This is a genomic window from Aeromonas bivalvium, from assembly GCF_000819765.1.
Taxonomy (GTDB): domain Bacteria; phylum Pseudomonadota; class Gammaproteobacteria; order Enterobacterales; family Aeromonadaceae; genus Aeromonas; species Aeromonas bivalvium.
Map to the genome: position 1 here is coordinate 1 of NZ_CDBT01000063.1, position 25,327 is coordinate 25,327.

General features: G+C 61.8%; 30 protein-coding genes. 13 read left to right on the plus strand and 17 right to left on the minus strand.

The window, feature by feature from the left end:
* Positions 1-239 precede the first annotated feature (239 nt).
* Positions 240-557, plus strand: coding sequence for a PTS system regulator TmaR (tmaR, locus tag BN1119_RS17950; RefSeq protein WP_042001426.1), 318 nt, complete (start codon positions 240-242; stop codon positions 555-557).
* A gap of 202 nt (positions 558-759) precedes the next feature.
* On the plus strand, positions 760-3,858 hold the full coding sequence (locus BN1119_RS17955; protein ID WP_042001428.1) for a transglycosylase domain-containing protein: 3,099 nt from the start codon (positions 760-762) through the stop codon (positions 3,856-3,858).
* A gap of 64 nt (positions 3,859-3,922) precedes the next feature.
* Here BN1119_RS17955 and yjgA read toward each other — a convergent pair whose 3' ends face one another.
* Positions 3,923-4,447: a ribosome biogenesis factor YjgA gene (yjgA, locus tag BN1119_RS17960; protein WP_042001431.1), complete on the minus strand. Its 525-nt coding sequence runs from the start codon at positions 4,445-4,447 to the stop codon at positions 3,923-3,925.
* Between the two features lie 112 nt (positions 4,448-4,559).
* Between yjgA and pmbA the strand changes: the two genes are divergently transcribed.
* On the plus strand, positions 4,560-5,903 hold the full coding sequence (pmbA, locus tag BN1119_RS17965; protein ID WP_042001434.1) for a metalloprotease PmbA: 1,344 nt from the start codon (positions 4,560-4,562) through the stop codon (positions 5,901-5,903).
* An 88-nt stretch (positions 5,904-5,991) separates the two neighbouring features.
* On the opposite strand, the gene murA is transcribed toward pmbA, so the two are convergent.
* From murA to mlaF, 7 genes are read right to left on the minus strand one after another with little or no spacing between them, the layout of a single operon-like run.
* Complete coding sequence (gene murA / locus BN1119_RS17970) at positions 5,992-7,248, minus strand: UDP-N-acetylglucosamine 1-carboxyvinyltransferase (RefSeq protein ID WP_042001437.1); 1,257 nt, start codon at positions 7,246-7,248, stop codon at positions 5,992-5,994.
* Between the two features lie 17 nt (positions 7,249-7,265).
* On the minus strand, positions 7,266-7,523 hold the full coding sequence (ibaG, locus tag BN1119_RS17975) for a BolA family iron metabolism protein IbaG (RefSeq protein WP_042001440.1): 258 nt from the start codon (positions 7,521-7,523) through the stop codon (positions 7,266-7,268).
* The gene (locus BN1119_RS17980) at positions 7,523-7,795 is read right to left on the minus strand and encodes an STAS domain-containing protein (protein ID WP_042001443.1); all 273 of its coding nucleotides are present in this window, start codon (positions 7,793-7,795) and stop codon (positions 7,523-7,525) included. Before BN1119_RS17980 ends, ibaG begins: the two co-directional genes overlap by 1 nt.
* On the minus strand, positions 7,792-8,424 hold the full coding sequence (gene mlaC / locus BN1119_RS17985; protein WP_042001446.1) for a phospholipid-binding protein MlaC: 633 nt from the start codon (positions 8,422-8,424) through the stop codon (positions 7,792-7,794). Before mlaC ends, BN1119_RS17980 begins: the two co-directional genes overlap by 4 nt.
* Positions 8,425-8,433: 9 nt before the next feature.
* On the minus strand, positions 8,434-8,925 hold the full coding sequence (gene mlaD, locus BN1119_RS17990) for an outer membrane lipid asymmetry maintenance protein MlaD (RefSeq protein ID WP_042001449.1): 492 nt from the start codon (positions 8,923-8,925) through the stop codon (positions 8,434-8,436).
* A gap of 8 nt (positions 8,926-8,933) precedes the next feature.
* Complete coding sequence (gene mlaE, locus BN1119_RS17995; protein WP_042001452.1) at positions 8,934-9,713, minus strand: lipid asymmetry maintenance ABC transporter permease subunit MlaE; 780 nt, start codon at positions 9,711-9,713, stop codon at positions 8,934-8,936.
* Positions 9,713-10,513 (minus strand): phospholipid ABC transporter ATP-binding protein MlaF, encoded by an 801-nt coding sequence (gene mlaF / locus BN1119_RS18000; protein WP_042001455.1) that lies wholly within the window; start codon positions 10,511-10,513, stop codon positions 9,713-9,715. The genes mlaE and mlaF overlap by 1 nt, the downstream gene beginning before the upstream one ends.
* Before the next feature lie 206 nt (positions 10,514-10,719).
* On the opposite strand from mlaF, the gene BN1119_RS18005 reads away from it, so the two are divergent.
* The 10 genes from BN1119_RS18005 (at position 10,720) to npr (ending at position 17,537) form a co-directional block, all read left to right on the plus strand.
* Positions 10,720-11,715 carry a KpsF/GutQ family sugar-phosphate isomerase gene (locus BN1119_RS18005; RefSeq protein WP_042001459.1) on the plus strand — a complete coding sequence of 332 codons (996 nt, stop codon included), beginning with the start codon at positions 10,720-10,722 and terminating at the stop codon, positions 11,713-11,715.
* Complete coding sequence (gene kdsC, locus BN1119_RS18010) at positions 11,715-12,269, plus strand: 3-deoxy-manno-octulosonate-8-phosphatase KdsC (protein ID WP_042001461.1); 555 nt, start codon at positions 11,715-11,717, stop codon at positions 12,267-12,269. The genes BN1119_RS18005 and kdsC overlap by 1 nt, the downstream gene beginning before the upstream one ends.
* Positions 12,269-12,829: an LPS export ABC transporter periplasmic protein LptC gene (gene lptC / locus BN1119_RS18015; protein WP_042002244.1), complete on the plus strand. Its 561-nt coding sequence runs from the start codon at positions 12,269-12,271 to the stop codon at positions 12,827-12,829. The genes kdsC and lptC overlap by 1 nt, the downstream gene beginning before the upstream one ends.
* Positions 12,816-13,340 carry a lipopolysaccharide transport periplasmic protein LptA gene (lptA, locus tag BN1119_RS18020; RefSeq protein WP_042001463.1) on the plus strand — a complete coding sequence of 175 codons (525 nt, stop codon included), beginning with the start codon at positions 12,816-12,818 and terminating at the stop codon, positions 13,338-13,340. Before lptC ends, lptA begins: the two co-directional genes overlap by 14 nt.
* Before the next feature lie 3 nt (positions 13,341-13,343).
* Positions 13,344-14,069 carry an LPS export ABC transporter ATP-binding protein gene (gene lptB, locus BN1119_RS18025; RefSeq protein ID WP_042001465.1) on the plus strand — a complete coding sequence of 242 codons (726 nt, stop codon included), beginning with the start codon at positions 13,344-13,346 and terminating at the stop codon, positions 14,067-14,069.
* A 64-nt stretch (positions 14,070-14,133) separates the two neighbouring features.
* Positions 14,134-15,573 carry an RNA polymerase factor sigma-54 gene (locus BN1119_RS18030; protein WP_042001471.1) on the plus strand — a complete coding sequence of 480 codons (1,440 nt, stop codon included), beginning with the start codon at positions 14,134-14,136 and terminating at the stop codon, positions 15,571-15,573.
* Positions 15,574-15,594: 21 nt separating this feature from the next.
* Entirely contained in the window at positions 15,595-15,882 is a 288-nt protein-coding gene (gene hpf / locus BN1119_RS18035) for a ribosome hibernation promoting factor (RefSeq protein ID WP_042001473.1), read from the plus strand.
* 2 nt (positions 15,883-15,884) lie between these two features.
* Entirely contained in the window at positions 15,885-16,331 is a 447-nt protein-coding gene (gene ptsN / locus BN1119_RS18040) for a PTS IIA-like nitrogen regulatory protein PtsN (protein ID WP_042001475.1), read from the plus strand.
* A gap of 47 nt (positions 16,332-16,378) precedes the next feature.
* The gene (gene rapZ, locus BN1119_RS18045; RefSeq protein ID WP_042001477.1) at positions 16,379-17,245 is read left to right on the plus strand and encodes an RNase adapter RapZ; all 867 of its coding nucleotides are present in this window, start codon (positions 16,379-16,381) and stop codon (positions 17,243-17,245) included.
* Positions 17,246-17,264: 19 nt separating this feature from the next.
* Positions 17,265-17,537 (plus strand): PTS phosphocarrier protein NPr, encoded by a 273-nt coding sequence (gene npr, locus BN1119_RS18050; RefSeq protein WP_042001480.1) that lies wholly within the window; start codon positions 17,265-17,267, stop codon positions 17,535-17,537.
* Positions 17,538-17,546: 9 nt separating this feature from the next.
* Here npr and BN1119_RS18055 read toward each other — a convergent pair whose 3' ends face one another.
* The 9 genes from BN1119_RS18055 to BN1119_RS18095 all read right to left on the minus strand — a co-directional run bounded on the left by BN1119_RS18055 (position 17,547) and on the right by BN1119_RS18095 (position 25,091).
* Positions 17,547-19,451, minus strand: a complete 1,905-nt coding sequence (locus BN1119_RS18055) for a BglG family transcription antiterminator (protein ID WP_042001483.1) — start codon at positions 19,449-19,451, stop codon at positions 17,547-17,549.
* 132 nt (positions 19,452-19,583) lie between these two features.
* Entirely contained in the window at positions 19,584-20,324 is a 741-nt protein-coding gene (dagF, locus tag BN1119_RS18060; RefSeq protein WP_042001486.1) for a 2-dehydro-3-deoxy-phosphogluconate aldolase, read from the minus strand.
* On the minus strand, positions 20,324-21,439 hold the full coding sequence (locus tag BN1119_RS18065) for a DgaE family pyridoxal phosphate-dependent ammonia lyase (protein ID WP_042001489.1): 1,116 nt from the start codon (positions 21,437-21,439) through the stop codon (positions 20,324-20,326). The genes dagF and BN1119_RS18065 overlap by 1 nt, the downstream gene beginning before the upstream one ends.
* Entirely contained in the window at positions 21,423-22,559 is a 1,137-nt protein-coding gene (locus BN1119_RS18070; RefSeq protein WP_042001492.1) for an amidohydrolase/deacetylase family metallohydrolase, read from the minus strand. The genes BN1119_RS18065 and BN1119_RS18070 overlap by 17 nt, the downstream gene beginning before the upstream one ends.
* A 49-nt stretch (positions 22,560-22,608) precedes the next feature.
* A complete protein-coding gene (locus tag BN1119_RS18075) occupies positions 22,609-23,259 on the minus strand; it encodes a DUF4310 family protein (protein ID WP_042001495.1) in 651 nt (216 codons plus the stop codon).
* Between the two features lie 12 nt (positions 23,260-23,271).
* Positions 23,272-24,048 carry a DUF4311 domain-containing protein gene (locus tag BN1119_RS18080; protein ID WP_042001497.1) on the minus strand — a complete coding sequence of 259 codons (777 nt, stop codon included), beginning with the start codon at positions 24,046-24,048 and terminating at the stop codon, positions 23,272-23,274.
* A 24-nt stretch (positions 24,049-24,072) separates the two neighbouring features.
* Positions 24,073-24,369, minus strand: coding sequence for a DUF4312 family protein (locus BN1119_RS18085; RefSeq protein ID WP_042001500.1), 297 nt, complete (start codon positions 24,367-24,369; stop codon positions 24,073-24,075).
* The gene (locus BN1119_RS18090) at positions 24,369-24,734 is read right to left on the minus strand and encodes an SFCGS family glycine-rich protein (protein WP_042001503.1); all 366 of its coding nucleotides are present in this window, start codon (positions 24,732-24,734) and stop codon (positions 24,369-24,371) included. Before BN1119_RS18090 ends, BN1119_RS18085 begins: the two co-directional genes overlap by 1 nt.
* Positions 24,735-25,091 (minus strand): transcriptional regulator, encoded by a 357-nt coding sequence (locus BN1119_RS18095; RefSeq protein ID WP_042001506.1) that lies wholly within the window; start codon positions 25,089-25,091, stop codon positions 24,735-24,737.
* Positions 25,092-25,327 lie beyond the last annotated feature (236 nt).

Consider the following 25,327-nt stretch of genomic DNA (forward strand, 5'->3'; position numbering starts at 1 on the left):
GTTTTTTATTGCCTGAAAACAGCATTAACCGTGATATTTGTTACGTTGTGTTGACATCTTCTTTGCAAATCAGGGTGTTACTGGCCTGACTTCGGTGGTTCATATGCAATTGGCTTGTATCTGTCACATAACTCGGTAGAGTAAAGGCATTCGACGTTCGCCTGCGTTTCTTGATGAGCATCCTTCCTCTCAGGCGTAACCTGTCCCGATTTTATCAACCTTGAGTCAGTGGTAACGATATGGAACAAGTAAACAAGTCCACCTTCAACGATGTATTGGAATATGTGCGTATGTCTCGTCGTCAGAACAAGCTCAAGCGCGAGATCACTGACAACGAGAAGAAGATCCGTGATAACCAGAAGCGGGTGCTGCTGCTCGACAACCTGAGCGACTACATCAAGCCTGGCATGAGCATAGATGAGGTGCAGGCTATCATCGCCAATATGCGCACCGACTATGAAGAGCGGGTCGATGATCACATCATCAAGAATGCCGAGCTCTCCAAGGAGCGCAAAGAGCTCAGCGCCAAGCTGAAGGCGATGAGCTCTCACAAGTAATCCATCAAGATGGACATATCGGACACCGGCCTATGGCCGGTGTTTTTGCATCCTGTCGACCACTGGGCCGAGACAATCGACTCCCATTTTGCAAATAGCCCTGCTACCATCGACACGAAGCACGAATTGTTTTCAAGCCATTGACTTGAAAAGACTAAGCTTGAGTGAAATACAATAAATTGCGTAACCATGGTGAGCGGATATGGGCGCATTACAACGGACGGATCTGGATAAAGTGGCACCTCAAGAGTTTCCCGTCCCCACAGAGGACGGCCCCAAAAAGCGCAAGCCTCGCTCCTGGTGGCGTTGGTTGCTTTGCCTGCTCTTCTTGCTCTGCCTGGTAGCGGTGGCTCTGCTGGTTGGCTATGAGATGAAGACCTCCAAGTTGCAGTCTCAGGAGATCTCCCATTATGCAGCCAAGCTGAGCTATCGGGTCGAGCCGGGTCCGAGCGACAAGATCATCTTTCCCGATGATGGCCCTTTCGACAAGCGACTGGGTTATGTCTTGCTGCCCATGATGCAGGAGCGGCTGCTCAAGCGCGGCTACGAGGTGAGTCAGCAGGTGCGCTTCTCCGATGCACTCTATGACTATGCCAAGCGTGGCTTCTTCGTGCCTTACACCGAGAAGGTTCAGGCCGGACTGACCCTGAATGACTGTCGGGCTGCTCCTTTCTATGATTTCCACTATCCAAGCCATTACTATCCGGACTTTGCCTCTATTCCACCCCTGGTGGTGCAATCCCTGTTGTTTATCGAGAACCGGGATCTGCTCAGCGATGAACAGCCCTTGGCCAACCCGGCCGTCGATTGGCCACGTTTTGCCAAGGCAGCTGTGTCGCAGCTGGGCAAGGCGCTGGACATGGAGGGCCAGTCGGCCGGTGGCAGCACGCTGGCGACCCAGGTCGAGAAGTACCGCCACTCCCCCGATGGTCTGACGGTGTCGGCCACCGAGAAGATCCGTCAGATGATCTCGGCCAGCGTACGGGCTTATCGCCTCGGCCCCGAGACCCTGGAGGCCCGCAAGTTGGTGGCCTGGGCCTATCTCAACTCAGTGCCCCTCTCGGCGGCGCCGGGTCATGGTGAGGTCCATGGATTGGGGGATGGGCTCTGGGTATGGTTTGGGGCCGATGTGGCCGAAGTGAACCGCCTGCTCGATCCCGCCCGCAATCAGGATGCCTCCCTGGATGACAAGGGCTTGGCCCTGCGTCAGGTGGTTTCCCTGATGATTGCCCATCGCCGTCCTTCCTACTACCTTGCCCAAGGGCGGGATGCACTGGCCGCGCTGACCGACAGCTATCTGCGCCTGTTTGTGCAGGAGGGGATGATCACGCCGGATCTGATGGCCGCCGCCCTCAAGGCCAAGATCACGTACCGTGATTTCCTGCAGTCACCGGCCATCACCCGGGTCAATAACAACAAGGGTTTGCAGGTGGCGCGCACCCGTCTGAGCAGTCATCTTGGGGTTCAGCTCTACGATCTGGACCGGATGGATCTGACCGCCGAGACCAGCCTCAACATGCCGTTGCAAAAAGAGATCACCGGTTATCTGCAGCAGCTTGCCGACCCTGCTTTCGCCGAGAAAATCGGGTTGTATGGTGAGCGATTACTCTCGCCGGAGAAAACGGCCGATGTGCGCTACAGCTTCACCCTGTTCGAGAAATCGCCCGATGGCTTCAAGGTCAGGGTGCAGACCGACAACACGGATCAGCCCTTTGACATCAACGAAGGCAGCAAGCTGGAGCTGGGCTCTACCGCCAAGCTGAGGGTGCTGACTACCTACTTGCAGATGGTTGCGGAGCTCCATGACAGCTACGCCGACATGCCAGCCGAGAGCCTGCGCAAACTGGAGATATCCCCCCAGGACAACATCAGCCGCTGGGCCGTCTCCTATCTGATCAATGCCAGAGACAAGAGCCTGCCCCCCATGCTGGAGGCGGCCCTGGATCGCAAGTATTCGGCCAGCCCGTATGAAGGTTTCTTCACCGGCGGCGGCATGCACACCTTCAACAACTTCAACAAGTACGACAACAATCGCAATCCGTCCCTGCGGGACGCGCTGCGCGAGTCCATCAACCTGCCGTTCGTGCGGCTGATGCGGGACCTGGTGCGCTACACCCTCTACAAGGATGGCAACCGCAGCCAGTTGCTCAAGGATGACAGGGATCCCCGTCGCACCGAGTATCTGGTCCGTTTCGCAGACAAGGAGGGCCAGACCTATCTGCTGCGCTTCTGGCGCAAGTATCAGGGCAAGACGCCGGCCGAGCGGATCGATGCCTTCCTCGATGGCCTCAGACCCAGCGCCATCCGGCTGGCAGCGGTGCACCGCTATCTCTATCCGGAGGCAGATCTGGCGACCTTTACCGCCTTCCTCGATGGTCGGCTGCCCAAGGTACTGCGCAAGCAACTGAACGAGCGGCGGATCGCCCAGCTGTATGACTCTTATGGGCCAGGTAAGTATTCACTACCGGATCAGGGCTATATCGCCCGCGTCCACCCCCTCGAGCTCTGGCTGGTCTCTTACCTCAAGGCCTATGAGAAGGCGACCTTCAACGACGTGGTCATGGCGAGCCGGGATGAGCGTCAGGAGGTCTACAGCTGGTTGTTCAAGACCCGTCATCGCAGCGCCCGAGACACCCGGGTGCGCACCATGCTGGAGGTGGAAGCCTTCCTCGACATCCATCAGCGCTGGGCCAAGCTCGGCTATCCGTTCGGCCATCTGGTGCCCTCCCTGGCGACGGCTCTCGGCAGCTCGGGGGACCGACCCGCCGCCCTAGCCGAACTGATGGGCATCATCCAGAATGACGGCATCCGGACGCCGACCCTGCGCATCGAGCACCTCTCCTTCGCCAAGGACACGCCATTCGAGACGGAGTTTGAACCCGCCCATGGTCAGGGCGTGCGTGTGCTGCCATCTGCGGTGGCAACGGCCCTGCGTGGCGCCCTCTCCAAGGTGGTGGAAGGGGGCACGGCGCGACGCATTTCGGGGGCCTTCACCCTGCCAGATGGCACTGTGCTGGCATTGGGGGGCAAGACGGGGACGGGAGACAACCGGCTCGAGACGGTGGGACGCTATGGTAATGTCACCAGTTCGCTGGCTCGCAACCGGACCGCGACCTTCGTGTTCTACATCGGCGAGGATCACTTCGGTACCCTGACCGCCTATGTGCCAGGTAGCCAGTCGGACAAGTTCCGCTTCACCTCCGCATTGCCGGTACAGGTGCTCAAGGGGATGGCTCCTCTGCTGACCCCATATCTGGTGCCCCATACCCAGACTCAGTGTCTGGCACCCGAGGGGGGTTGAGACTGCCATCGAAACGACAACGGGGCCGACAGGCCCCGTTGGTTATGGTATTAAGACGCAAGGCTCACAGCTTGTCTTCTATCTCGCCACGCAGATACTGGTAGATCTCGCGAAACGCCGCCGGCGGCTTGTTCAGCTCGCGCTCTTTCTTGGCGTTGCGGATCAATTGGCGCAGCTTCTGGCGATCCAGTTCATGGAACTGGGACATGAGCTCGTTGAGGGCCTCATCCCCTTCGACGATCAGCCTCTCCCGCCACTGCTCCAGCCGGTGCAGGCGTGCATTGATGGTGGAGTGGCGATTCTTGATGATCGACAGGGCCTCGGCGATGGGCTCTATGTCGCGGCTGCGCATCAGTCGGCCGATGAACTGCAGGTGGCGGCGGAAAGACTCATCCTTCTTGGGCTTGAGCCTGCGGCCCAGCTCGACCGCCTCGGCCAGCTCTTCATCCAGCGGTATCTTCTCCAGCTCGCTGTGGCTGAGGTCGACGAGCTCATCGCCCATCTTCTGCAATATCTCGGCTTCGCGCTTGAGCTGGCTCTTGCTGGGGCCCCAGTCCTCGAACTCTTGCTCATCGTTAAAGTGACTCATTGGTCTTTATGTCCTGTCATTCATATTTGGGCGATATGGTACCAGCTTCTCCCGCTGGGCGCAGGGGTCTGATATGCTGAGCCCCTTTCCTTTCTTCATGCAGACTTGAGTTATGGATCAGCAAGACCAAATCCGCCAGGATCAGGCGCAACTGGAGGCCGTGGTTGCCGAGGCGCTTGAGATTGCCAAAGGGCTGGGTGCCTCGCTGGCAGAAGTCTCTATCAGCAAGCAGACCGGATTGTCGGTCAACACGCGCGGCTGCGAGCTGGAAAGCATCGAATTCAACAAGGATGGGGCGCTCGGCATCGCCGTTTACCGCGATGGTTGCAAGGGCTCATCGTCAACCACGGACCTCAGTCCCGCGGCAATCCGCGCCGCCGTCGAGGCCGCCATCGAGATAGCCCGTCACACCTCGGCCGATGCCTGCGCCGGCCTGGCCGATCCCGAGCTGCTGGCCTGGGATGCCCCCGATCTGCAACTCTGCCATCCCACCCTGCTGGATCCCCAGCAGGGCATCGAGCTGGCCATCGAGTGCGAGCGACTGGCGCTTTGCAGCGACAGCCGGATCAAGCACTCGGACGGCGCCGGTTTTTCCAGCCACCTTGGCATCAAGGTCTACGGCAACAGCCACGGCTTTCTGAAGGGGTATGCGGCATCACGCAACTCGCTGAGCTGCATGCTGATCGGCGAGCAGGATGGCGACATGCAGCGGGATTACGGTTACTCCTCCAGTCGTGATCTGGCCGGGCTGTGGAGCCCGGCACGGATCGCCGACGAGGCGGTGAGCCGCACCGTCGCCCGGCTCGGGGCCCGCAAGATAGCGACCCGCCATGCGCCCGTGCTGTTTCATCCCGACACCGCCGCCGGCCTGTGGGGCCATCTGGTCATGGCCATCAGCGGTGGCAATCTCTATCGCAAGTCCAGCTTTCTGCAAGAGCGGCTGGGGCAGCAAATCCTGCCCGACTGGCTCACCATCCAGGAGTTTCCCCACCTGGCGGGCGGCCTGGCTAGTTCCCCGTTTGATGGGGAAGGGGTGCGCACCCGGGATCTCGACATCATACGCGACGGCCACCTGATGAGCTGGCTGCTCACCTCCTACTCGGCGCGCAAGCTGGGGCTGACCACCACGGGGCACGCCGGTGGCATCCACAACTGGCAGGTGTCTAACACGGGGCAGGATCTGCCCGCCCTGCTCAGGGAGATGGGCACCGGCCTGCTGGTGACCGAGCTGATGGGGCAGGGAGTCAATATCGTCAACGGTGACTACTCCCGCGGCGCCGCCGGCTTCTGGGTCGAGAATGGGGAGATAGCCTATCCGGTCGAGGAGATCACCATCGCGGGCAACCTCAACGAGATGTTCCGCCAGATAGTGGCCGTGGGCACGGATCAGGATGAGCGTTCCAGCCTGAAGACGGGGTCCGTGCTGGTTGAAAACATGAAGCTGGCCGGCCACTGACCATCATCAGGGTAGTCTTGCCGCAAACAGAACGGCCCCCTCGCATGGCGAGGGGGCCGTTTCATATGGGCTTTGTCCCGTTGCTATATCAGCCAGGGATACGCTCGATGCGACCACCCAGGGCTTGCAGTTTGTGCTCTATGTCTTCGTAGCCACGGTCGATGTGATAGATGCGCTCGACCAGGGTGGTACCTTCGGCCACGAAGCCGGCCAGTACCAGGCTGGCGGAGGCGCGCAGATCGGTGGCCATCACCTGGGCACCCTTGAGCTGCTCGGTGTCACGGCAGATGGCGACATTGCCCTGCAGTTCGATGTCCGCCCCCATCCGCACCAGTTCGGGCACGTGCATGAAGCGGTTCTCGAAGATGGTCTCGGTGACCATGCCGGTGCCCTTGGCCACGGCGTTGAGCACGGTGAACTGGGCCTGCATGTCGGTCGGGAAGGCCGGGTAGGGGGCCGTCTTGATGGTGACCGGCTTGAGGGTACGACCCGTCATGTCCAGGCTGATCCAGTCGGCCCCTTTCTCGATGAGAGCGCCCGCCTCTTCCAGCTTGACCAGCACGGCTTCCAGCAGGGAGGGATCCGTCTTGCGGCAGACAATCTTGCCGCCGGTGACGGCGGCGCCGACCAGGAAGGTCCCGGTTTCGATACGGTCTGGCTGGACGCTGTAGCTGCCACCGTGCAGACGCTCGACCCCGTCGATGGTCAGGGTATCCGTGCCGGCACCCTGTACCTTGGCGCCGAGGGCGTTGAGGAAGTTGGCGAGATCGACCACCTCGGGTTCGCGGGCGGCATTCTCGATCACGGTGCGACCCTCGGCCAGGGCAGCCGCCATCATCAGGTTCTCGGTACCGGTCACCGAGATCATGTCCATCAGGATGTGGGCACCCTTGAGGCGACCATCAACCCGGGCCTTGATGTAACCGTCTTCGATGGTGATCTTGGCGCCCATCAGCTCCAGGCCGTGGACGTGCAGGTTGACCGGGCGGGCCCCGATGGCACAACCGCCGGGCAGGGAGACGTCCGCAGCACCGAAACGGGCGGCCAGGGGGCCGAGCGCCAGTATGGAGGCGCGCATGGTCTTGACCAGCTCGTAGGGCGCGACATGGTTGTTCACCGCCCCGGTCAGCACGGTCACGTTGCCGTTGACCTTGGTGCTGGCCCCCAGCATCTCCAACAGCTTGAGGGTGGTGCCCACGTCTTTGAGGCGTGGCACGTTGGAGAGCTGGATCTCTTCGTCACACAGCAGGGTGGCGAACAGGATGGGCAGGGCGGCGTTCTTGGCACCCGAGATGGTCACTTCGCCATTGAGCGTGCAACGACCATCGATCTTGAATTTGTCCATGTTACTTAAATACCAAATCAGGAGGGCAGGATAAATTTGCGTTCACGGGCCCACTCGGTCGGCGTAAAGGCCTTGATGGAGAGGGCATGAATGGCGTTGGTGGCGATCTTGTCCATCAGCGGCCCGTAGATGGCCTGCTGCTTCTTGACCCGGCTCATGCCGTCGAACATGTCGCCGACGGCGATCACCTGATAGTGACTGCCATCCCCTTTGACGTGCACTTCGGACAGGGGCAAGGCCTCTAGGAGTAGTGCTTCAATTTCAGAGACTTGCATTATGAGTCCTCAGTTTGTTGCGCAATGGGCTGAAAAAGGCTGGCGACCCCGTACAGGGTCGCCAGGGTATGTATGTCTGCACTGGCACCGACCAGTTGCGGCTGACCACCACGGGCCAGTACCGCCTTGGCCCACTTGACCAGCAGCGCCAGGCCGGCGGAGTCCAGACTGCTTATCCGGCTCAGATCCAGGCTATCCTGCTGCCACCACTCATCGCGGCGCCGCCACAGGTCGATGACCTGTTCGGATTGCAGATCGGTTCCGAATATCATGACTTGATCACCAGCGGCTTGGCGTTGTGGGCCTGCAGCTGGGCGATGACGGCGTCTATGCCGTTCTGGCGGATCAGGCCGCCGAGCTCGCTCTGTTTGGCGGAGAGCAGGCTGATGCCCTCGGCCACCATGTCGAACGCCTTCCACTCGCCGGTCTTGTTGTTCTTGCGCAGCTTGAACTCCAGGAAGATATCGGGCTTGCCGCTCTCCTTGACGCTGACGCTCACCGCGGTGATGTTGCCGGTCGCGGGCTTGCCCGGTTCGACCTTGACCACCTGCTTGTCAAAATGGGCGAGGGCATCGGCATAGGAGCTCACCATGTACTCGGTGAACACGTTGACGAAGGCATCGCGTTGGGCCGGGGTGGTCTGCTTGATCTGATTGCCAAGCACCTTGTAGGCCGCGAAACGGTTGTCGATATAGGGCAGCAGTTCCTCGCGGATGATCACCCTCAGGTGATCCGGCTGCTGCTTGATCTGGTTCTGGTCGGCCTTGAGGCGGGCGAAGGTCTGCTTGGCCGCGGTATCCACCAGTACATAGGGATCGCTCGGATACTCGGCTGCCCGGGCGGTCAAGGAGAACAGTATGCTGGCCATCAGACCGATCAGCAGGGTCATTTTTTTCAACATGGTCACTCCTTACTTGGTCTCTTCTTTGCTGTCGGAAGATTGGCTGTACAGGAACTTGCCAATCAGATCCTCGAGCACTATGGCTGACTTGGTATCTTCGATCATGTCGCCGCTCTTGAGCATGGCGGTGCCCATCTCCTCATCGGAGAAGCCGGGCGCCAGCCCTATGTATTGCTCGCCGAGCAGGCCTGAGGTGAGGATGGAGAGGCTGCTGGTCTCGGAGAACTCGCCGGCACTCTTTTGCATCTCCAGGGTGACAACGGGCACCTGGCTCTTCTCGTCCAGGCTGATGTCACTGACTCGACCGACGACGACGCCACCGACCTTGACCGGCGAGCGTACTTTCAGGCCGCCGATATTATCGAAATGGGCGCGCAGGGTATAGGTTTCTCCCTCCGGTTTAAAGCTCAAACCGGCAACTTGCAGCGCCAGGGCGAGAATGGCCGCGATGCCTGCCAGCATGAAGAGGCCAACCAGGAATTCTACTTTGCTGAACTTCATCTTTAACCTTATCCAAACATGACTGCGGTGAGTATAAAATCCAGGCCGAGCACGGCCAGGGAGGAGTTGACCACGGTGCGGGTCGTGGCCTGGCTTATCCCGGCCGAGGTGGGCTTGGCATCATAGCCGTTGAAGAGCGCAATCCAGGTGACCACTAGGGCAAAAATCAGGCTCTTGATGGCGCCCTGCATGATGTCATCCTGCCAGTCGACCGCGGCCTGCATGGCGGACCAGAAGCCCCCCTCATCGACGCCGAGCCAGTCGACGCCGACCAGCTTGCCGCCCATGATGCCCACCAGACTGAACATGAAGGCCAGCAGCGGCATGCTGATGACACCGGCCCAGAAGCGAGGGGCAACCACGCGGCGCAAGGGATCCACCGCCATCATCTCCAGGCTGGAGAGCTGCTCGGTGGCCTTCATCAGGCCGATCTCGGCGGTCAGGGCCGAGCCGGCGCGCCCGGCGAACAGCAGGGCTGTCACCACGGGGCCGAGTTCGCGCAGCAGGGAGAGAGAGACCAGGGGCCCCAGGCTCCCTTCCGCGCCGAAGTCCTTGAGCACATTGTATCCCTGCAACGAGAGTACCATGCCGATGAAGAGGCCCGAGACCAGGATGATGGCGACCGACTGGACCCCGACCACATAGAGCTGCTGAAGCAGCAGAGGAAAATGCTTGCGGGGCTGGGGACGGCCGGCCAGGGCATGAAACAGCATGATGGTGGCACGGCCCAGGGCCGTGAGGATCTGAATGCCGGATCGTCCCAACTGGTTTATTTGACTTATCAACATCATAGATCCTGTAGTAGCTCGCCAGCCGGGAAATGGAACGGGACAGGGCCGTCGGGAAGTCCCTGCAGGAACTGCTCGACCTCGGGGTTGCGCTCTTCCCGCAGCTGTTGCGGTGTGCCCTGGGCCACTATCTTGCGATTGGCGATGATATAGGCGTAATCGGCGATGCCCATCACCTCGGTCACGTCATGGGTGACGATGACGGAGGTGATGCCAAGGGCGTCGTTGAGCTCGCGGATGAGCTTCACCAGCACCCCCATGGTGATGGGATCCTGGCCGACGAAGGGTTCGTCGAACATGATGAGGTCCGGATCCAGGGCGATGGCTCTGGCCAGGGCGGCCCGGCGGGCCATGCCGCCGGAGAGCTGCGAGGGCATCAGGGATGCCGCGCCGCGCAGGCCCACGGCCTCCAGCTTCATCATGACGATGGTGTGGATCAGCTCCTCGGGCAGGCCCGAGTGCTCGCGCAGGGGAAAGGCCACGTTGTCGAACACCGTCATGCCGGTGAAGAGGGCACCGCTTTGGAACAGCATGCTCATCCGTTTGCGCAGACTGTAGAGTCGGCGGCGGGACAGGCGGGGAACATCCTCGCCGTCAAACAATATGGTGCCGGCATCGGGCTTGAGTTGACCGCCGATCAGCCTCAGCAGCGTGGTCTTGCCGATCCCGCTGGGCCCCATCACGGCAGTCACCTTGCCACGGGGGATGGTGAGGCTGATGTTGTCGTAGAGCAGGCGGTCGCCGTGACTGAAGCTGAGATCGGAGATGGTGATCAGATCGTTGTTCAAACAATGGTCCATCGGGTGCAAATGAAGAGCGAATTTTATGGGCTAGTCTAGGTCTAAGCAACAACAAGGGACAACTATTGAACAGGCTGGTCCCCTTTGCAGGCGACAGCTTTCGGCCGTTTGCCCCCCGTTGCTCTCGCCAGAAACCATCGGATTCGCTTATCTGGGCAGACTTTTTTATAATCCCGCAGCTAATTTCGGCCCGGAGCGGTTCCCATATGTCTGTCAAACCAGAAAACCTGTCTGAAATGTTCGATTTTCGTCGCAGTGCCAAGGCGGTGCTGGATATAGAGAAACAAGCCATCGAGGGCCTGCATCAGTACCTGGATGAGGCGTTCGATCGTGCCTGCCAGCTGATACTGGGTTGCGGCGGCAAGATAGTGGTCACCGGCATGGGCAAGTCCGGTCATATTGGCAACAAGATTGCCGCCACCCTGGCCAGCACAGGGACGCCCGCCTTCTTCCTGCACCCGGGCGAAGCCAGCCACGGGGATCTCGGGATGATCTCGGGGGGGGATCTCATCATCGCCATCTCCAACTCGGGGGAGAGCGACGAGATCCTGGCTCTGCTGCCGGTGCTCAAGCGCCGCGGCATCCCGCTTATCTGCATGACCGGCAATCCGGCCTCGACCATGGCCAAGGAGGCCAACGTACACCTCTGCGTCCGGGTCGAGCAGGAAGCCTGTCCCCTGGGGCTGGCGCCGACCTCCAGCACCACGGCCACCCTGGTGATGGGGGATGCCCTGGCCGTCGCCCTGCTCGAGGCCCGCGGTTTCACCGCCGATGACTTCGCGCTCTCCCACCCCGGCGGGTCGCTGGGCAAGCGTCTGCTGCTGCGAGTCGGCGACCTGATGCACAGCGGCGACCTGTTGCCCCGGGTGGGGATAGATGCCACCATCAGCCAGGCCCTGCTGGAAGTGAGCCGCAAGGGACTCGGCATGACGGCCGTGGTCGATGGCGATGGTCTGCTGGCGGGTCTGTTTACCGATGGCGACCTGCGTCGCATCCTGGATCTGCGGGTCGATGTCCACAGCACCCCTATCGCGCAGGTGATGACGGTCAACTGTGTTACCGTAAGGCCGGAGATGATGGCCGCCGAGGCGGTAAAACTGATGGAAACCAAAAAAATCAATGGCTTGTTGGTGGTCGATGGCGACAAACGTCCCCTGGGGGCCTTCAACATGCACGATCTGCTCAAGGCGGGAGTGATTTGATGCAACAGATGGCGACGCCCTACGGTCCGGTCACCGCCAGCCAATACGACAAGGCGGCGCGTATCCGCCTGCTGGTGTGTGACGTGGATGGCGTGCTCTCCAACGGCCTCATCTACATGGGCAACGAGGGGGAGGAGTTCAAGACCTTCTGCACCCGGGATGGCGCCGGCATGAAGGCGTTGATGAGGGCGGGCATCGAGATCGCCATCATCACGGGGCGCAACTCCCGCATCGTCAGTAACCGGATGGCGAGCCTGGGGGTGAAGCATGTGGTCCAGGGGGCGGATCAGAAGCTGCCCCATTTCGAGGCCCTGCTGCAGCAACTGGGACTGGATGCCAGCCAGGCGGCCTACATGGGGGATGACACCATAGATCTGCCGGTGATGCAGGCCTGTGGCCTGGGGGTGGCGGTCGCCGATGCCCATCCGCTGGTGGTGGCGCGCGCCGATCTGGTGACCCGGCTGGGTGGGGGCATGGGCGCGGTGCGCGAGCTGTGCGATCTCATCTTGCAGGCCCAGGGGCATGCCGATGAGCTGGCCGAGGTATCGGCATGATCAGTCGCCAGACCCTGCTGTTCGCCGCCCTCTTCATCGTGGCTCTGGCCATCTGGCAGCTGGGGGATGTGACCCTGGCGCCGCCGGCCGCGCCCAAGACGGAACATTATCAGCCGGACTTCATCGCCAAGGATCTGGTGACCACCCGCTTCGACGAGACGGGCAAGCGCAGCGAGCGACTGGAGTCCGTCTATGCCGAGTATTTTCAGCTGCTCGAGCAGGCCACTTTCGACAAGCCCATCGTCTATCTGTTCGATGACAAGGGGGATGCCGAATGGAAGGTGACCGCCGAGACGGGGGTGCTCAACACGGACGACAACGTGATCCTGAGGGACAAGGTGCATCTCGATGGCCTCTTGCCCACCTCCTTCATCTCCACCCTGGACACTCCCTACCTGGAGCTGGACTTGGTGACCCAGGATGTGAGAAGTAATCGTCAGGTCGCCATCGTCGCCAAAGAGTTCCAGACCGAGGGCGTTGGCCTGAAGGGGCATCTGGATCGCAAATATTTCGAATTACTGGACCAAGGCCATGCCATCTATTTCAATGAGAAACGTTAATCTGGCCGCGTTCGCCCTGCTGCTGTGCGGGGGCGTCAGCGCCAAGGAGTCCGACTTCGCCGAGAAGGTGTATGTGGACGCCGTCAAGCAGATAGCCGAGATGCAGGATAACCGCGTCACCTTCAGCGAGGATGTCATCATCACCCAGGGCACCATCAAGATTAAGGCGGACAAGGTGGTGGTGATCCGATCAGGCGAGAAGGGGGCCGAGGTGATGACCGCCTATGGCAAACCCGCCACCTTTTTCCAGATCCTGGACAACGGCAAGCCGGTCAATGCCCATGGCGACAGCATTCGCTACGAGCTGAAGAATCGTCTGGTGACCATCACGGGTAATGGCGAGCTCAAGCAGGAAGACAGCCAGGTGAACGGCGATCTGATCCGCTATGACATCGTGAAACAGAAGATGATCGCCGAAAGCAAGGGCGAAACCAATCGCGTCAAGACGGTGTTCCTGCCCGATCAGGTCGAGAATTTCGACAAACCCGCCGACAAAAAGCAGGATAAATAAGCCATGGCAGTGTTGAAGGCAGCCGGGCTGCAGAAGAGCTACAAGAAGCGGATGGTGGTCAGTGACGTCAGCCTGGAAGTGGGCACCGGTCAGATCGTGGGTCTGCTCGGTCCGAACGGCGCGGGCAAGACCACCTCTTTTTACATGATCGTCGGCCTGGTGCAGCGGGATGCGGGCCTCATCACCATCGACGAGCAGGACATCAGCCTGCAACCCATGCACATCCGTGCCCGCAATGGCATCGGCTATCTGCCTCAGGAGGCCTCCATCTTCCGCCGCCTCTCCGTCTATGACAACCTGATGGGGGTCATGCAGACCCGCAAGGAGTTGAGTCGCGAAGAGCGGGAAGACAAGGTGGAGCAGCTGCTGGAAGAGTTCAGCATCACCCACATCCGGGACAACCTGGGTCAGAGCCTGTCCGGTGGCGAGCGCCGCCGGGTCGAGATCGCCCGCGCCCTGGCGGCCGAGCCCCGTTTCATCCTGCTGGACGAGCCGTTCGCCGGGGTCGATCCCATCTCTGTCATCGACATCAAGAAGATCATCCAGCATCTCAAGGATCGAGGGCTGGGCGTGCTCATCACGGACCACAACGTGCGCGAGACGCTGGATGTGTGCGAGAAGGCCTATATCGTCAGTCACGGCAAGATGATAGCGGAAGGCACCCCCGCCGATATCCTGGCCGACGAACAGGTCAAGCGTGTCTATTTGGGCGATCAATTCAGTCTATAGTAAGGGGAAATCGCCCTTCGTTTCCTGATGATCGCCTCGCTGAAATAAGGATATCCCGACGTAGATGAAGCCGACACTCCAGTTGCGTCTCGGTCAGCAATTGACCATGACGCCGCAGTTACAACAAGCGATTCGTCTGCTCCAGCTCTCTTCATTGGAACTTCAGCAGGAGATCCAGCAAGCCCTCGATAGCAACCCCCTGCTCGAGCAAGAAGAGGTCGAGCAGCTGGAGACTCATACCGATATTAAGCAGGAGGAGAGCCAGATCGACAGCAGCGAGGCCATGGCCCAGGAGCAGTTGCCGGACGAGCTGCCGGTCGACAGCAGCTGGGATGACGTCTACTCCGCCGGCACCGGCCAGAGTGCCGGCCCCGTCTTCGAGGGGGAAGACAGCGTCTATCAGGGCGAGACCACGGAAAACCTGCAAGATTATCTGCTGTGGCAGATGCGGCTCACCCCGTTCAGCGATCTCGATGCCGCCATTGCCCTGGCCATCATCGACGGCATCGACGAGTCCGGCTACCTGACCAGCACCCTGGAAGACATCCAGCAGGCGGTGAGCAGTGATGACGTCGAGGTGGAGCTCGACGAGATTGAAGCCGTGCTCAAGCGGGTACAGCATTTCGATCCGGTCGGCATCGCGGCCCGCTCGGTACAGGAGTGCCTGCTGATCCAGCTGGGTCAGTTCAGTGCACAGCAACCCTGGCTGGCCCAGGCGCGGGAGGTCGTCCGTGAGCACATGGACTTGCTGGGCAATCGGGACTATCGCACCCTGGCGCGCAAGACGCGGCTCAAGGAGGGGGAGCTCAAGGAGGTCATCGATCTCATCCAGCAGCTCGAACCCAGACCCGGCAACCGTGTGGTACAGAGCGATTCCCAGTACGTGATCCCGGATGTCACCGTGGTCAAGCGCCAGAACCGCTGGGTGGTGGAGCTGAACCCGGATTCGGCGCCCCGCATTCGCGTCAACGAAACCTATGCCGCCATGGCTCGCCAGGCGCGCACCAGCCAGGACACCCAGTTCATTCGCTCCCATCTGCAAGATGCCAAGTGGTTCATCAAGAGTCTGGAGAGCCGCAATGAGACCCTGCTCAAGGTGGCCAGCTGCATCGTCGAACAGCAGCAGGGGTTCTTTGAATACGGCGAGGAGGCCATGAAGCCCATGGTGCTCAACGACATCGCCGAGGCGGTGGAGATGCATGAATCGACCATCTCCCGGGTCACGACCCAGAAGTACATGCATACCCACCGTGGCATCTTCGAGCTGAAGTTCTTTTTCTCCAGTCACGTCAACACAGAGGGAGGAGGTGAGTGCTCATCGACCGCAATTCGTGCCCTGATCAAGAAGCTGGTGACGGCGGAAAACCCGGCGAAACCGCTAAGTGATAGCAAGATCGCGGATTTGCTGGCCGAACAGGGTATTATGGTGGCTCGACGCACGATCGCCAAATACCGTGAATCCTTGTTGATACCACCGTCCAATCAGCGCAAACGCCTGGTTTAGGCAACACAGAAGGAAGACGTTATGCAAATTAACTTGACCGGACACCACGTAGAGATCACCGAAGCGCTGCGTGATTATGTGAATAACAAGTTTGCCAAACTCGAGCGTCACTTTGACCACATCAACAATGTTCATGTGGTGTTGAGCGTAGAAAAACTGAACCAGATTGCCGAAGCTAAGCTACACGTCAGCGGGGGCGAAGTGTTCGCCAATTCGGAACACGCGGATATGTACGCCGCGATAGATACCCTGCTCGACAAACTTGATCGACAGATCATCAAGCACAAAGACAAGTTAAATCAAAAATAACCATGCAACTTGAACACATACTGAGTCGGGACTGCACCAAAAGTGCGGTCCCTTGTACCAGCAAGAAACGCGCCCTGGAAATCATCAGCGAGCTGGCCGCCGAACGGCTGGGTACCTCGCGCCAGGCCCTGTTCGAATGTCTGCTTGCCCGCGAGAAGATGGGCAGCACCGGCATAGGTGCCGGCATTGCCATTCCCCATGGTCGCATCGGCGACGAATTCCCGCCGACGGCGGTACTGATGACCTTTGCCGAGCCCATCCCCTTCGATTCCATCGACAATCAGCCCGTCGATCTGCTCTTTGCCTTGCTGGTGCCGGAGAGTGAGTGCAAACAGCACCTCAAGACCCTCTCCCTGATGGCCGCCAAATTGGGTGACAAGGCGGTCTGCCGCCAGCTGCGCCAGGCTGCCAGCGATGATGATCTCTACCAGATCATGATCTCCGCCTGATGGGCCGTCGCCCACGCTAATCAACTCGTCGCTGTGGAGGTTGCAAGATGCAGCTTATCGTAGTCAGTGGCCGCTCCGGGTCGGGCAAGACCGTTGCGCTGCGGGTACTGGAAGATCTCGGGTATTACTGTGTCGACAATCTGCCGGTCAATCTGCTGCCTCAGCTGATCGTCTCGGTCGAGCGCCAGTACGACAAGCTGGCGGTCAGCATAGACGTGCGCAACCTGCCCGGTGATCCGGAGCGGTTGGAGACCCTGCTGGCCCAGGTGCGCGGCGATGGTCGGGTGCAATACAGCAGCTTCTTCTTCGATGCGGAGAACAGCACCCTGCTCAAGCGTTACGGCGAGAGCCGTCGCCTGCACCCCCTCTCTCGCAAGCGCCTCTCCCTGGACGAGGCGATCCGTGAAGAGACCCATCTGCTGGCGCCGATCTCGGCGAGTGCCGATCTGCGCATCGACACCACCAGCCTCAGCATTCATGACCTCAGCGAGCTCATCAAGACCCGGGTGCTCGGCAAGAAGGAGAATGAGCTGGTGCTGGTGTTCGAGTCGTTCGGCTTCAAGTACGGCATCCCCAAGGATGCCGACTTCGTGTTCGATGCCCGCTTCCTGCCCAATCCCCACTGGATCCCCGAGCTCAAGCCGTTCACCGGCAAGGATGAGCCGGTGGCCCGCTATCTGGCGAGCCAGCCCGACGTGATGCAGTTCACCCTGCAGATCGAGAACATGCTGGCGACCTGGTTGCCGGCCCTGGAGCGCAACAACCGCAGCTATCTCACGGTCGGGATTGGCTGCACCGGCGGCCAGCACAGATCCGTGTTCATCGCCGAACAGCTGGCGCGTACCTTCGAGGGGCTCGGCAAGAACGTGCAGATCCGCCATCGCACCCTCGACAAACGGGATCCGCAACATTGATGGCGCAACGGGAGGTCAGATGACAGTCTCCGCCTCGGTAGAAGTGAAGAACAAGCTGGGCATGCATGCGCGCCCGGCCATGATGCTGTTCGAACTGGTACAGGGATTCGATGCCCATGTGCTGCTGCGCAACGAAGAGGGCGTCGAGGCCGATGCCGACAGCGTCATCGGCATGCTGATGCTGGACTCGGCCCAGGGCAAGCGGGTGGAGGTGCAAGCCGAGGGCCCCCAGGAAGAGGCGGCCCTGGCCGCCGTGGTGGCCCTGTTCACCTCGGGGTTCAACGAGGAGTAGGGCGCCCCGCTAGTGGGGCCCGGTGCGCGCCAGCGCCTTGAAACTGGCAAAATCCTCACAGGCCAGCAGACTCTTGCTGGCCTTTTCGTTCATCAGTCTGATGAAGAGATCGTACAGGCCCATGGCCTCCTCATAGTCCCGCTTGCTGATGGCCAGCACGAAGATGAGGCTGGCGATCTCGCCATTGCCCCACTCTATGCCCTGGGGCGCCAGCACCGTATAGACGCAGGTGCGCTTGGCCAGCAGCCCGAGGGAGTGGGGCAGGGCCATGCCGTCCCCCAGCATGGTGGAGACGATGGCCTCCCGCTCGAACAGGGAGGCGCGAAAGCCGGGTTCGACCCTCTCTTCCGCCTCCAGCTGGGTGCATACCCGATCCAGCAGCTGCTGCTGGGTCAGGGGAGCATCCAGGATCAGGAAGTGCTCCTCGCTGAAATACTTGTCGAGCAGGTAGGGGCGGGTGCGATCGATCAGCACCAGCTTGCCGAGCTGCTCCAGCTGATACTGGGTCGGGAAGGGGGCGACCTGGACCACGGGCACCCCCTTCTCGCTCACCCTCACAGTGCTGATGACGAAGTCCTGCTCCAGCCGCGCCAGGGCCTCGTACTCGCGCACCGAGTCCAGGCTGGTGAGCCTCAGCTGGGGATATTCCCGGCGTATGCTGGCCTCCAGCACCCGGAAGGTGGCATTGCCCCCGTCGCACAGCAGCAAGGCGTGAGGGCGGCGCTCGTAGCCTATGTCGTAGTGCCGCTCCAGGCCCACCCCGATATGGATCACCAGGTAGCCAATCTCGTGGTCGGTGAGGCGATAGGGGGTCTGTTTGACCCAGGCCGAGAGGGCGGCCAGGGTGATCTCGTAGGCGAGGGGGTAGTGTTGCTTGATGTGTTCGGCCAGGGGATTGTGGCTGCCTATCTGATATTTGACCCGCAGCAGCATGGTGCTGATGTGGGTGAGCAGATCCTCGCGCAGCTGGGCGTCATGACCCAGATCATAGGGGAAGTGCTGGTGGATGTAGTCGAGCAGATGATTGACCAGCCGCTCTCCTTCCCTCGCCATGGCGGGGTTGAGTCTGGGGTTGTCGGCGATCACCCTCGCCTGGATCTGGATGGCGAGGCAGGCCAGCTCGCTCTCCCCGGGCGGGGTCAGGGTTGGCAGCTCGGCACTGATATCCCGGGCCACCGCCACCATGGCGGGGGTGAGATCCTCGGGATCGAAGCGGGTCAGCTCGTGGCCGGCGGCCAGGCGCAGCAGCAGCACGGCGCAGTAGATGGTCAGCTGCTGCAGGCCCTCATCGGTGAGCCGCAGCCGATGGCGGGCGAGCTGTTCGTGAATGCGGTTGCCGAGCACCTCCAGGGTCTTGCTGGGACACAGGGTCGGCAGCAGGCTCTGCAGCTGGGTGTTATGGAGCAGCTCCTGATAGAGCAGCTGGGTCAGGCAGGCCCGGATGGCCGTCTCCTCCCCCTGGATGCGCATGCCGAGGCGCGCCCTGCTCTCTATGGTGAGCCCGAAGTGGGCCAGCCGTTCGCGCACCTCCGTCATGTCCCCCTGCAGGGCGGCCCGGCTCAGATACCAGGTGTCGGCCAGATCATCGAGCTTGATCCCCTGCTCGGCGCTGAGCAGCATCAGCTGGAGGTGGAGCACCCGCTCCCGGCTGGTGCGGGGCAGCTTGCTCTCCTGGCTGCGGCTGGCGAGCAGGGCATCGAACCGCTCCTGGTGATAGATCTTGAGGCGATAACCCGCCCCCCGCTGATGGATGAGGTGGGCGCCATGGTCGGCGATCAGCTCGTTGAGGGTGGCGACATCGGTGCGCACCGTGCGGGTGGACACATGCAGCCGCCGGGCCAGTTCTTCCTGGGGCAGGGCCTCGTCCCGCAGGATGTCCAGCAACTGGTTCAGGCGAGGTGTGGGAAACTTCATGAGGGTATCGGGTCGCTCCATGCTGGCCGTGGGAGAATCACGAGGGGAATCATATCGATATATCGTTCAATAGCCCAACCCGACCAGCTGGGGGTCGGGAGAAGGAGGGCACGGATGCGCCCTCCCGTCTCATCAGGCCAGCAGCCTCTTGACGATGGCGAGCAGGGCGCGCACATCCTGCGGGCGAGTCTCTCCGCTCTCGGGATCCATGATGGAGCTGTAGACATGGGGGATCACCTTCTCGACCCCGGCCTCCAGGGCGATGCGCACTATCTCCTCGAAGTTGTCGAGGTCGATGCCGCCGGTGGGCTCCAGCGAGAAGCCGTGGCGGGCGCAGGCCTCGGCCACCGCCTGATACTCGGCGCGGCAGGCCAGACCCCCCATGGGGAAGAACTTGACCGAGCTGCCCCCCATGTCCTTGAGCAGGGCGATGGCGGTGTCGATGGGCACTATGCCATCGGGTTGCCGGGCGCTGAGGGGGCCGGTGGAGATCTTCACCATGCCCGGGGTGCCGCTGGGGGAGATGAGGCCGTTGACCAGGGTCTCTGACTGGCCGAGCAGGGCCCGGCTGGCCCCGACCCCGGTGAAGACCTGATTCACGTGCTGGGGCTGCAGCTGGCGGGCCAGCTCGGTCACCATGGCGGACTGGCGGGGATCCCCGGCTCCCAGGCCGATGGAGAGGGCGTTGTCGATGAGGGCGGCGTAGTCGGCCATGTCGGCCACGGCGCTCGGCACATCCGGGTAGCTCTTGGAGAGCACCCCGACCAGCACATGGCCCTCGGCGGCCGCATGGACCTCGACGGCATTGTGTTTGGAGCCCGCCAGCACATTGAGGCAGACACGGTCACGGTAGTAGTTGGGGGTCAGTTTCATTAACGCTTCTCCTGGCCCAGTCGGGCGATGGCATCCTGGATCTGTGCGAGCTGGTCCGGATTGACGCTGCGCACGTCGATTTCAATCTTGCCTTCGTTGGCACGGTAGCCACGGCAATAGATGGCGGGGTTGCCTGCCTGCAAGGCGCTGACGGCCTCCCTGGCGTGGTAGCCGAGCTGCTGCTCATCGAAGGCGATCTCGGTGCGGGCGATGTCGCGTCCGGCGCCGTCCCATACCACGCGGGCGCTGATGCCGCTCAGGCGATTGAGCCCCTCGATGAAGGGGGTCATCTTGGCCACCATGGCGGCGCCGCTCTCGGGCTCCGTGGCCAGGTAGCGCTCTATGGCCCGGGTCAGCCCCAGGATCCCCTCCTTGCCCACCTTCATGGCGCGACCTATGCCGCCGCTCTGTTGCTTGACCCACTCCACATATTGACGCTTGCCGAGCACCAGGCCGCTGGTGGGGCCCTCGATGGCCTTGGCGCCGCTGTAGATGACCAGATCCGCACCCAGGCGGTCGTAGAGGCGCAGATCTTCCTCCGCCGCCGCATCGACGATGAGAGGGAGCCCATGGGCCCGGGCCACCTCGGCCGCCTCGGCCACCGACAGCATGCTCTTCTGCACGCAGTGGTGGGACTTGATGTAGAGGAGTGCCGCCGTGTTCGGTCCTATGGCCGCCGCCAGCTGGGCCGGGGAGCACTCGTTGGCGTAACCGGCCTCGACCAGGGTGCCGCCGCCGAGGTTGACCATGGTGCCGACCGGCGCGCCGAAGTTTACATTGTGGCCCTTGGCCAGCACTATCTCGCTCGGTACGCCATGGTCGTGGGCGTGAAGGTGCTCGAGGCGGTAGGGGTCGCCCCGCACTATCACGGCGGCCACCGACTGGGCGATGCCGGCGGAGGCGCAGGAGACCACCACGGCATCTTCCACGCCCAGCAGGCGGGCTATGTAGGCGCCGCTCTTGTCGACCAGATCCTTCAGCTCGAAGTAGTGATCCAGACCGAACGCGACGGCCTCTTGCACCTCGGGCGCCGGGGTCGACACCCCGAGAATGGTCATGCGCCCGGAGGCGTTGATCACGGGTTTGAGCGCATATTTCTCATAGACAGAAGGCATGGTGAGATTCCCCGTATTGAGTCAGTGTCAGGGTGCCGGCCACCAGGGCGGCGACGGGCAGCAGTTGGTATTCCCCGGCGCGCTGCTGCGCCTCGGTATCGGCAAACAGGCATGGCTGGTGGGCCAGCTCGAACAGGGTCAGGTCCGCGTCGGCACCCACCTCGAGCCGCCCCTTGCCGGTCAGCCGCAGGGCATCGGCGGCCCGGCTGGTGACGCAGGCGATGACCCGCTCCAGGGGCAGACCGATGGCGAGAAACTTGGACATCACATGGGCCAGGCTGTAGACAGGGCCCTTGATTCGGTTCTTGCAATAGATATCCGAGCTGATGGTGTCCGGCAGCACTCCGGCCGCGATGGCCTGCTCGGCCACCTCGAAGCTGAAGCTGGCGCCACCGTGACCCACATCCAGCTTCATGCCGCGGCGCATGGCGTCGCGCACCGCCACCCGCAGCTCTCCGGTCGGGGTCAGGATGCGGTTCGGCTTGCCGTTGTAGCAGTGGGTCAGCAGATCCCCGTCGCCGAGCAGGGCGACCAGCTCGTCGAGATCCGGCGGCGTATTGCCCACATGGACCATGAGCGGCAGCTTGCCGTTGTCCTGCTGGATCTGCTTGGCGATGCGCAGCGGCGCCAGGCCGTTGTCCCCCACCACGCTGCCGCTCATGCGCGCCTTGATGCCGACGATGAAGTCGGGGTGGCGGGCGATGGCGGCCCGGGCCAGGGCTGGGTCTATGTCGGCGGCATCGGCCAGCTCGTTCTGGCGCAGCAGGCCGATGCGGGAGATGTTGAGCAGGGCGTGAACCCGGGTCTGACATTGCTCCGTCAGCGCCTTGAATGCGTCCACGTCGTCGGCGCCTGTGCTGCCGGCATCGATGACGGTGGTGACGCCGGCCTGGACCCCTATCTTGTCCGGCTCATCCTGGTAGATGGGGGAGTGGGGGTAGCAGTGGGTGTGGGAGTCTATCCAGCCCGCGCTGAGGTAGAGGCGGCCGTCGAGACGGACGTCGCGCTGGGCGTCAGCCCCCTCGAGCGCCCCCAGGGCGGCAATCTTGCCATCCTGGATGGCGATGTCGGTCAGCTCGCCGCCAGCCAGGCGGGCCCCTCTGATGATGATGTCGTACATGGATGTGCCTCGCAGGATCCGCTCGCCGCGCTGGCGACGAGCGGCAGGGTCAGGAGATGGCTACCGGGAAGAAGGCCCCCAGCAGCATGGCGCCCAGGATGGCCCCCCCCGTGATGGGCTTGCCCCAGAGATAGAACAGCAGGGCACCGAACAGAGAGCCCAGGCCGATGGGGATGGAGGCCCCCATGGCGGAGAGGATGATCAGGGGACCGAGGAAGCGGCCTGAGCTGTTGCCCGCCCCCATCATCACATCCGCCCCGTAGGTGGAGTCGCTCTGGTTGATGGTGAACTTGCGGGCCAGGATGATGATGCCGCCGATGGCGACGCCGATCAGCATGCCGGTGGCCAGGGAGGCGCCGAAGCTCTCCAGGGGATAGACGATGCCAGCCCCCATCAGCAGGGCCGGGATCCCCAGACCTACCCCGGTCTGGATGGCGCCTCCTATGTCGAGTATCCCCACCAGGGAGCCCTCAATGATGCGGGCGAACAGGAAGCTGGCACCGAAGGCGGCGACCGCACCATAGACGCCCGTGTCTATCCCGGCCTTGAGCATGGCGACGAAGGCCACCTCGTTGAAGGCGCCCACCCCGTACAGGTAGTACATATGGGTACCGGCAAACACCCCGGCCGAGAGCAGTCCCACGAAAATGGGGAAGGACCAGTCGGCATACCAGAAGTTGTTTCTCAATTTCTCATCCACTGTGATGCCCTCTTATTTGCTGACCAGCAGGTTATGGATGTTCTCCAGCCACAGGGGAACCCCGAGGTGGAAGGATTCAATCAGTTTCATGTCGAAGCCGCGGAAGAAGCCGCTCAGCACGAACAGCAGCACGATGGCGACCATCATCACCCGGGTGACATGGTTCCAGCCGCTCTCTTCCACCCCCTTGCCGATCAGGATGCCGAGCACCAGACCCGGCACGGCGTTGCCCATGATGAGCTGGGCCAGGCCGCCGAAGATGGTGGCCCAGAAGCCGGACTTCTTGCCCGCCTCGATGGCGGCCAGCCAGAAGATCACCGGCATGATGGTATTGACCAGCAGGTTGGCGGCGGGGACCAGCACCTTGACGGCGGTCACCTGCAGCGCCTCGGGGACGGCGGCGGCCGTGCTGTTGAGAAACGCCACCACGATGGCGCCGATGAGGCCGCCGGCGATGGCCATCTTCCTGGGATCGTGCAGGGTGGTGCTCAGGTCCCGGTTGTTGATCATCAGCACGGCCGTGGCCCAGTGCGGGATGATGCGGTGATCCACGTCCTGGGTGAAGGCGCCCGCGGCGACGGTCGAGGCCCAGGCGTTGAAGAAGAAGCCAAGGCCGAAGGAGAAGTGGGAGGCAGGATCCCCTTCGCAGGAGTTGAGCTCCCCCAGGGTGCGAAAAGCCCCCATTCCCTGGCAGGTCGGGGCATGGAACATCCGCGCCGCGCCGGCGCCGACCCCGACGCCGACCAGGCCGCCGATGATCAGCGACTTGATGAAAATGATTAGAAACATGCAACCTATCCTTTTTGAAGCGCGCTACACCCGGGTGAACTCCAGCTGCCGGGTATCGATCGCGTTGATGCTGACCTGGATCTCGAGCTCGACCCGAAATTCATGACGGGTTCTCGGCAGGAAGAAGAACAGGAACTTTTCCACCCGCACCGACTCCTCGGCCTTGAGCACCTTGACCGCCAGAGGTTCGACGCGCAGCAGCACCTGCTCCGTCTCCTTGAGCAGGCTCGACTGCACCTTACTGAGGGCGGCGGCGAAGGCCTGTTGCCGGGTGGCGCCATTGCCGCTCACCCTCACCTCACTGGTGAACTGGTGGTTCATCAGGTGCGCCCGTGCTTCTTGGCGAAGGCTTCGACCAGCTTCTGACCCAGCTCTTCCTTGTCCATGAAACCGAAACCCAGCACCACGCAGCCCTCGTTGATGGCGGTGACCCCCTCTTCGACCGAACGCATGCCATAGCGGCACTTGTAGCCGTACTTGGTCTGGGCCGTGATGGCACCGGCGCCGCCGCTGCCACAGAAGGAGATGCCAAGATCCGCCTGCTCCCTGTTCATCACATCGCCAAGCTTCATGTCCGCGGCCATGCCGGGGATCACGGTCACGCTGGCGCCGGCGGCCTCGGCGCCGGCCCCTACTTTTTGTCCCTTGCCGAGACGATCACCAATCACGAGTTTGATAGCCGACATTTAGTGTTCTCCTTTGACTGAGCTGAGTTCGTTCTCTTTGGCCACTTCGAAGTGGACCGATAACAGATGGGCTTCTTCATAGGCCAGATGATCCAGCCAGGCGACGACCTGTTCGGCCAGCCGCAGCGAGAGGGGGGAGATCTCCTCGAACAGGGAGAGATCGACCTCCGGCAGGGGCTCGCCGCTATGGGAGCGCCACACCATGGCCTTGACGTGGGAGGCCAGCATCTGCTGCTGGACTTCATTGGGTACTATGCCGTGCTCCCCCAGCAGCGGGTAGATGCGGGCCAGGACATCGTTGCTCTTGCGGCCGATGGGCGCACTGTCCGGGGTGAGGTTGTGATGAGGGGTTTGCACGCTCTGCTCTCCTGATGACGACGAGATATGGGCTTACCCTATGTCATCTCCGGGAGCGGGCGGGAGGCAGGGTTTTTCCACCAGCAAGCGGAAATCCGTCAGCAGGGGCCGAAGGGGCGGTGTTTATTTGATCTGGATCGGCTTGAGGCGGCGATGAGGGCCGGGATCTGTGAGGGGATTCACAGATGGTGCAAGGAAGGGGGCGCTGCAGGAACCGGGTGAGAGTGTGAGCCGGA

What these genes read in the sequence shown, in the direction of transcription:
- tmaR (WP_042001426.1), top strand. Translation starts at nt 240, where the DNA reads ATGGAACAAGTAAACAAGTCCACCTTCAACGATGTATTGGAATATGTG.
- BN1119_RS17955 (WP_042001428.1), top strand. Translation starts at nt 760, where the DNA reads ATGGGCGCATTACAACGGACGGATCTGGATAAAGTGGCACCTCAAGAG.
- yjgA (WP_042001431.1), bottom strand. Translation starts at nt 4,447, where the DNA reads ATGAGTCACTTTAACGATGAGCAAGAGTTCGAGGACTGGGGCCCCAGC.
- pmbA (WP_042001434.1), top strand. Translation starts at nt 4,560, where the DNA reads ATGGATCAGCAAGACCAAATCCGCCAGGATCAGGCGCAACTGGAGGCC.
- murA (WP_042001437.1), bottom strand. Translation starts at nt 7,248, where the DNA reads ATGGACAAATTCAAGATCGATGGTCGTTGCACGCTCAATGGCGAAGTG.
- ibaG (WP_042001440.1), bottom strand. Translation starts at nt 7,523, where the DNA reads ATGCAAGTCTCTGAAATTGAAGCACTACTCCTAGAGGCCTTGCCCCTG.
- BN1119_RS17980 (WP_042001443.1), bottom strand. Translation starts at nt 7,795, where the DNA reads ATGATATTCGGAACCGATCTGCAATCCGAACAGGTCATCGACCTGTGG.
- mlaC (WP_042001446.1), bottom strand. Translation starts at nt 8,424, where the DNA reads ATGTTGAAAAAAATGACCCTGCTGATCGGTCTGATGGCCAGCATACTG.
- mlaD (WP_042001449.1), bottom strand. Translation starts at nt 8,925, where the DNA reads ATGAAGTTCAGCAAAGTAGAATTCCTGGTTGGCCTCTTCATGCTGGCA.
- mlaE (WP_042001452.1), bottom strand. Translation starts at nt 9,713, where the DNA reads ATGTTGATAAGTCAAATAAACCAGTTGGGACGATCCGGCATTCAGATC.
- mlaF (WP_042001455.1), bottom strand. Translation starts at nt 10,513, where the DNA reads ATGGACCATTGTTTGAACAACGATCTGATCACCATCTCCGATCTCAGC.
- BN1119_RS18005 (WP_042001459.1), top strand. Translation starts at nt 10,720, where the DNA reads ATGTCTGTCAAACCAGAAAACCTGTCTGAAATGTTCGATTTTCGTCGC.
- kdsC (WP_042001461.1), top strand. Translation starts at nt 11,715, where the DNA reads ATGCAACAGATGGCGACGCCCTACGGTCCGGTCACCGCCAGCCAATAC.
- lptA (WP_042001463.1), top strand. Translation starts at nt 12,816, where the DNA reads ATGAGAAACGTTAATCTGGCCGCGTTCGCCCTGCTGCTGTGCGGGGGC.
- lptB (WP_042001465.1), top strand. Translation starts at nt 13,344, where the DNA reads ATGGCAGTGTTGAAGGCAGCCGGGCTGCAGAAGAGCTACAAGAAGCGG.
- BN1119_RS18030 (WP_042001471.1), top strand. Translation starts at nt 14,134, where the DNA reads ATGAAGCCGACACTCCAGTTGCGTCTCGGTCAGCAATTGACCATGACG.
- hpf (WP_042001473.1), top strand. Translation starts at nt 15,595, where the DNA reads ATGCAAATTAACTTGACCGGACACCACGTAGAGATCACCGAAGCGCTG.
- ptsN (WP_042001475.1), top strand. Translation starts at nt 15,885, where the DNA reads ATGCAACTTGAACACATACTGAGTCGGGACTGCACCAAAAGTGCGGTC.
- rapZ (WP_042001477.1), top strand. Translation starts at nt 16,379, where the DNA reads ATGCAGCTTATCGTAGTCAGTGGCCGCTCCGGGTCGGGCAAGACCGTT.
- npr (WP_042001480.1), top strand. Translation starts at nt 17,265, where the DNA reads ATGACAGTCTCCGCCTCGGTAGAAGTGAAGAACAAGCTGGGCATGCAT.
- BN1119_RS18055 (WP_042001483.1), bottom strand. Translation starts at nt 19,451, where the DNA reads ATGAAGTTTCCCACACCTCGCCTGAACCAGTTGCTGGACATCCTGCGG.
- dagF (WP_042001486.1), bottom strand. Translation starts at nt 20,324, where the DNA reads ATGAAACTGACCCCCAACTACTACCGTGACCGTGTCTGCCTCAATGTG.
- BN1119_RS18065 (WP_042001489.1), bottom strand. Translation starts at nt 21,439, where the DNA reads ATGCCTTCTGTCTATGAGAAATATGCGCTCAAACCCGTGATCAACGCC.
- BN1119_RS18070 (WP_042001492.1), bottom strand. Translation starts at nt 22,559, where the DNA reads ATGTACGACATCATCATCAGAGGGGCCCGCCTGGCTGGCGGCGAGCTG.
- BN1119_RS18080 (WP_042001497.1), bottom strand. Translation starts at nt 24,048, where the DNA reads ATGTTTCTAATCATTTTCATCAAGTCGCTGATCATCGGCGGCCTGGTC.
- BN1119_RS18085 (WP_042001500.1), bottom strand. Translation starts at nt 24,369, where the DNA reads ATGAACCACCAGTTCACCAGTGAGGTGAGGGTGAGCGGCAATGGCGCC.
- BN1119_RS18090 (WP_042001503.1), bottom strand. Translation starts at nt 24,734, where the DNA reads ATGTCGGCTATCAAACTCGTGATTGGTGATCGTCTCGGCAAGGGACAA.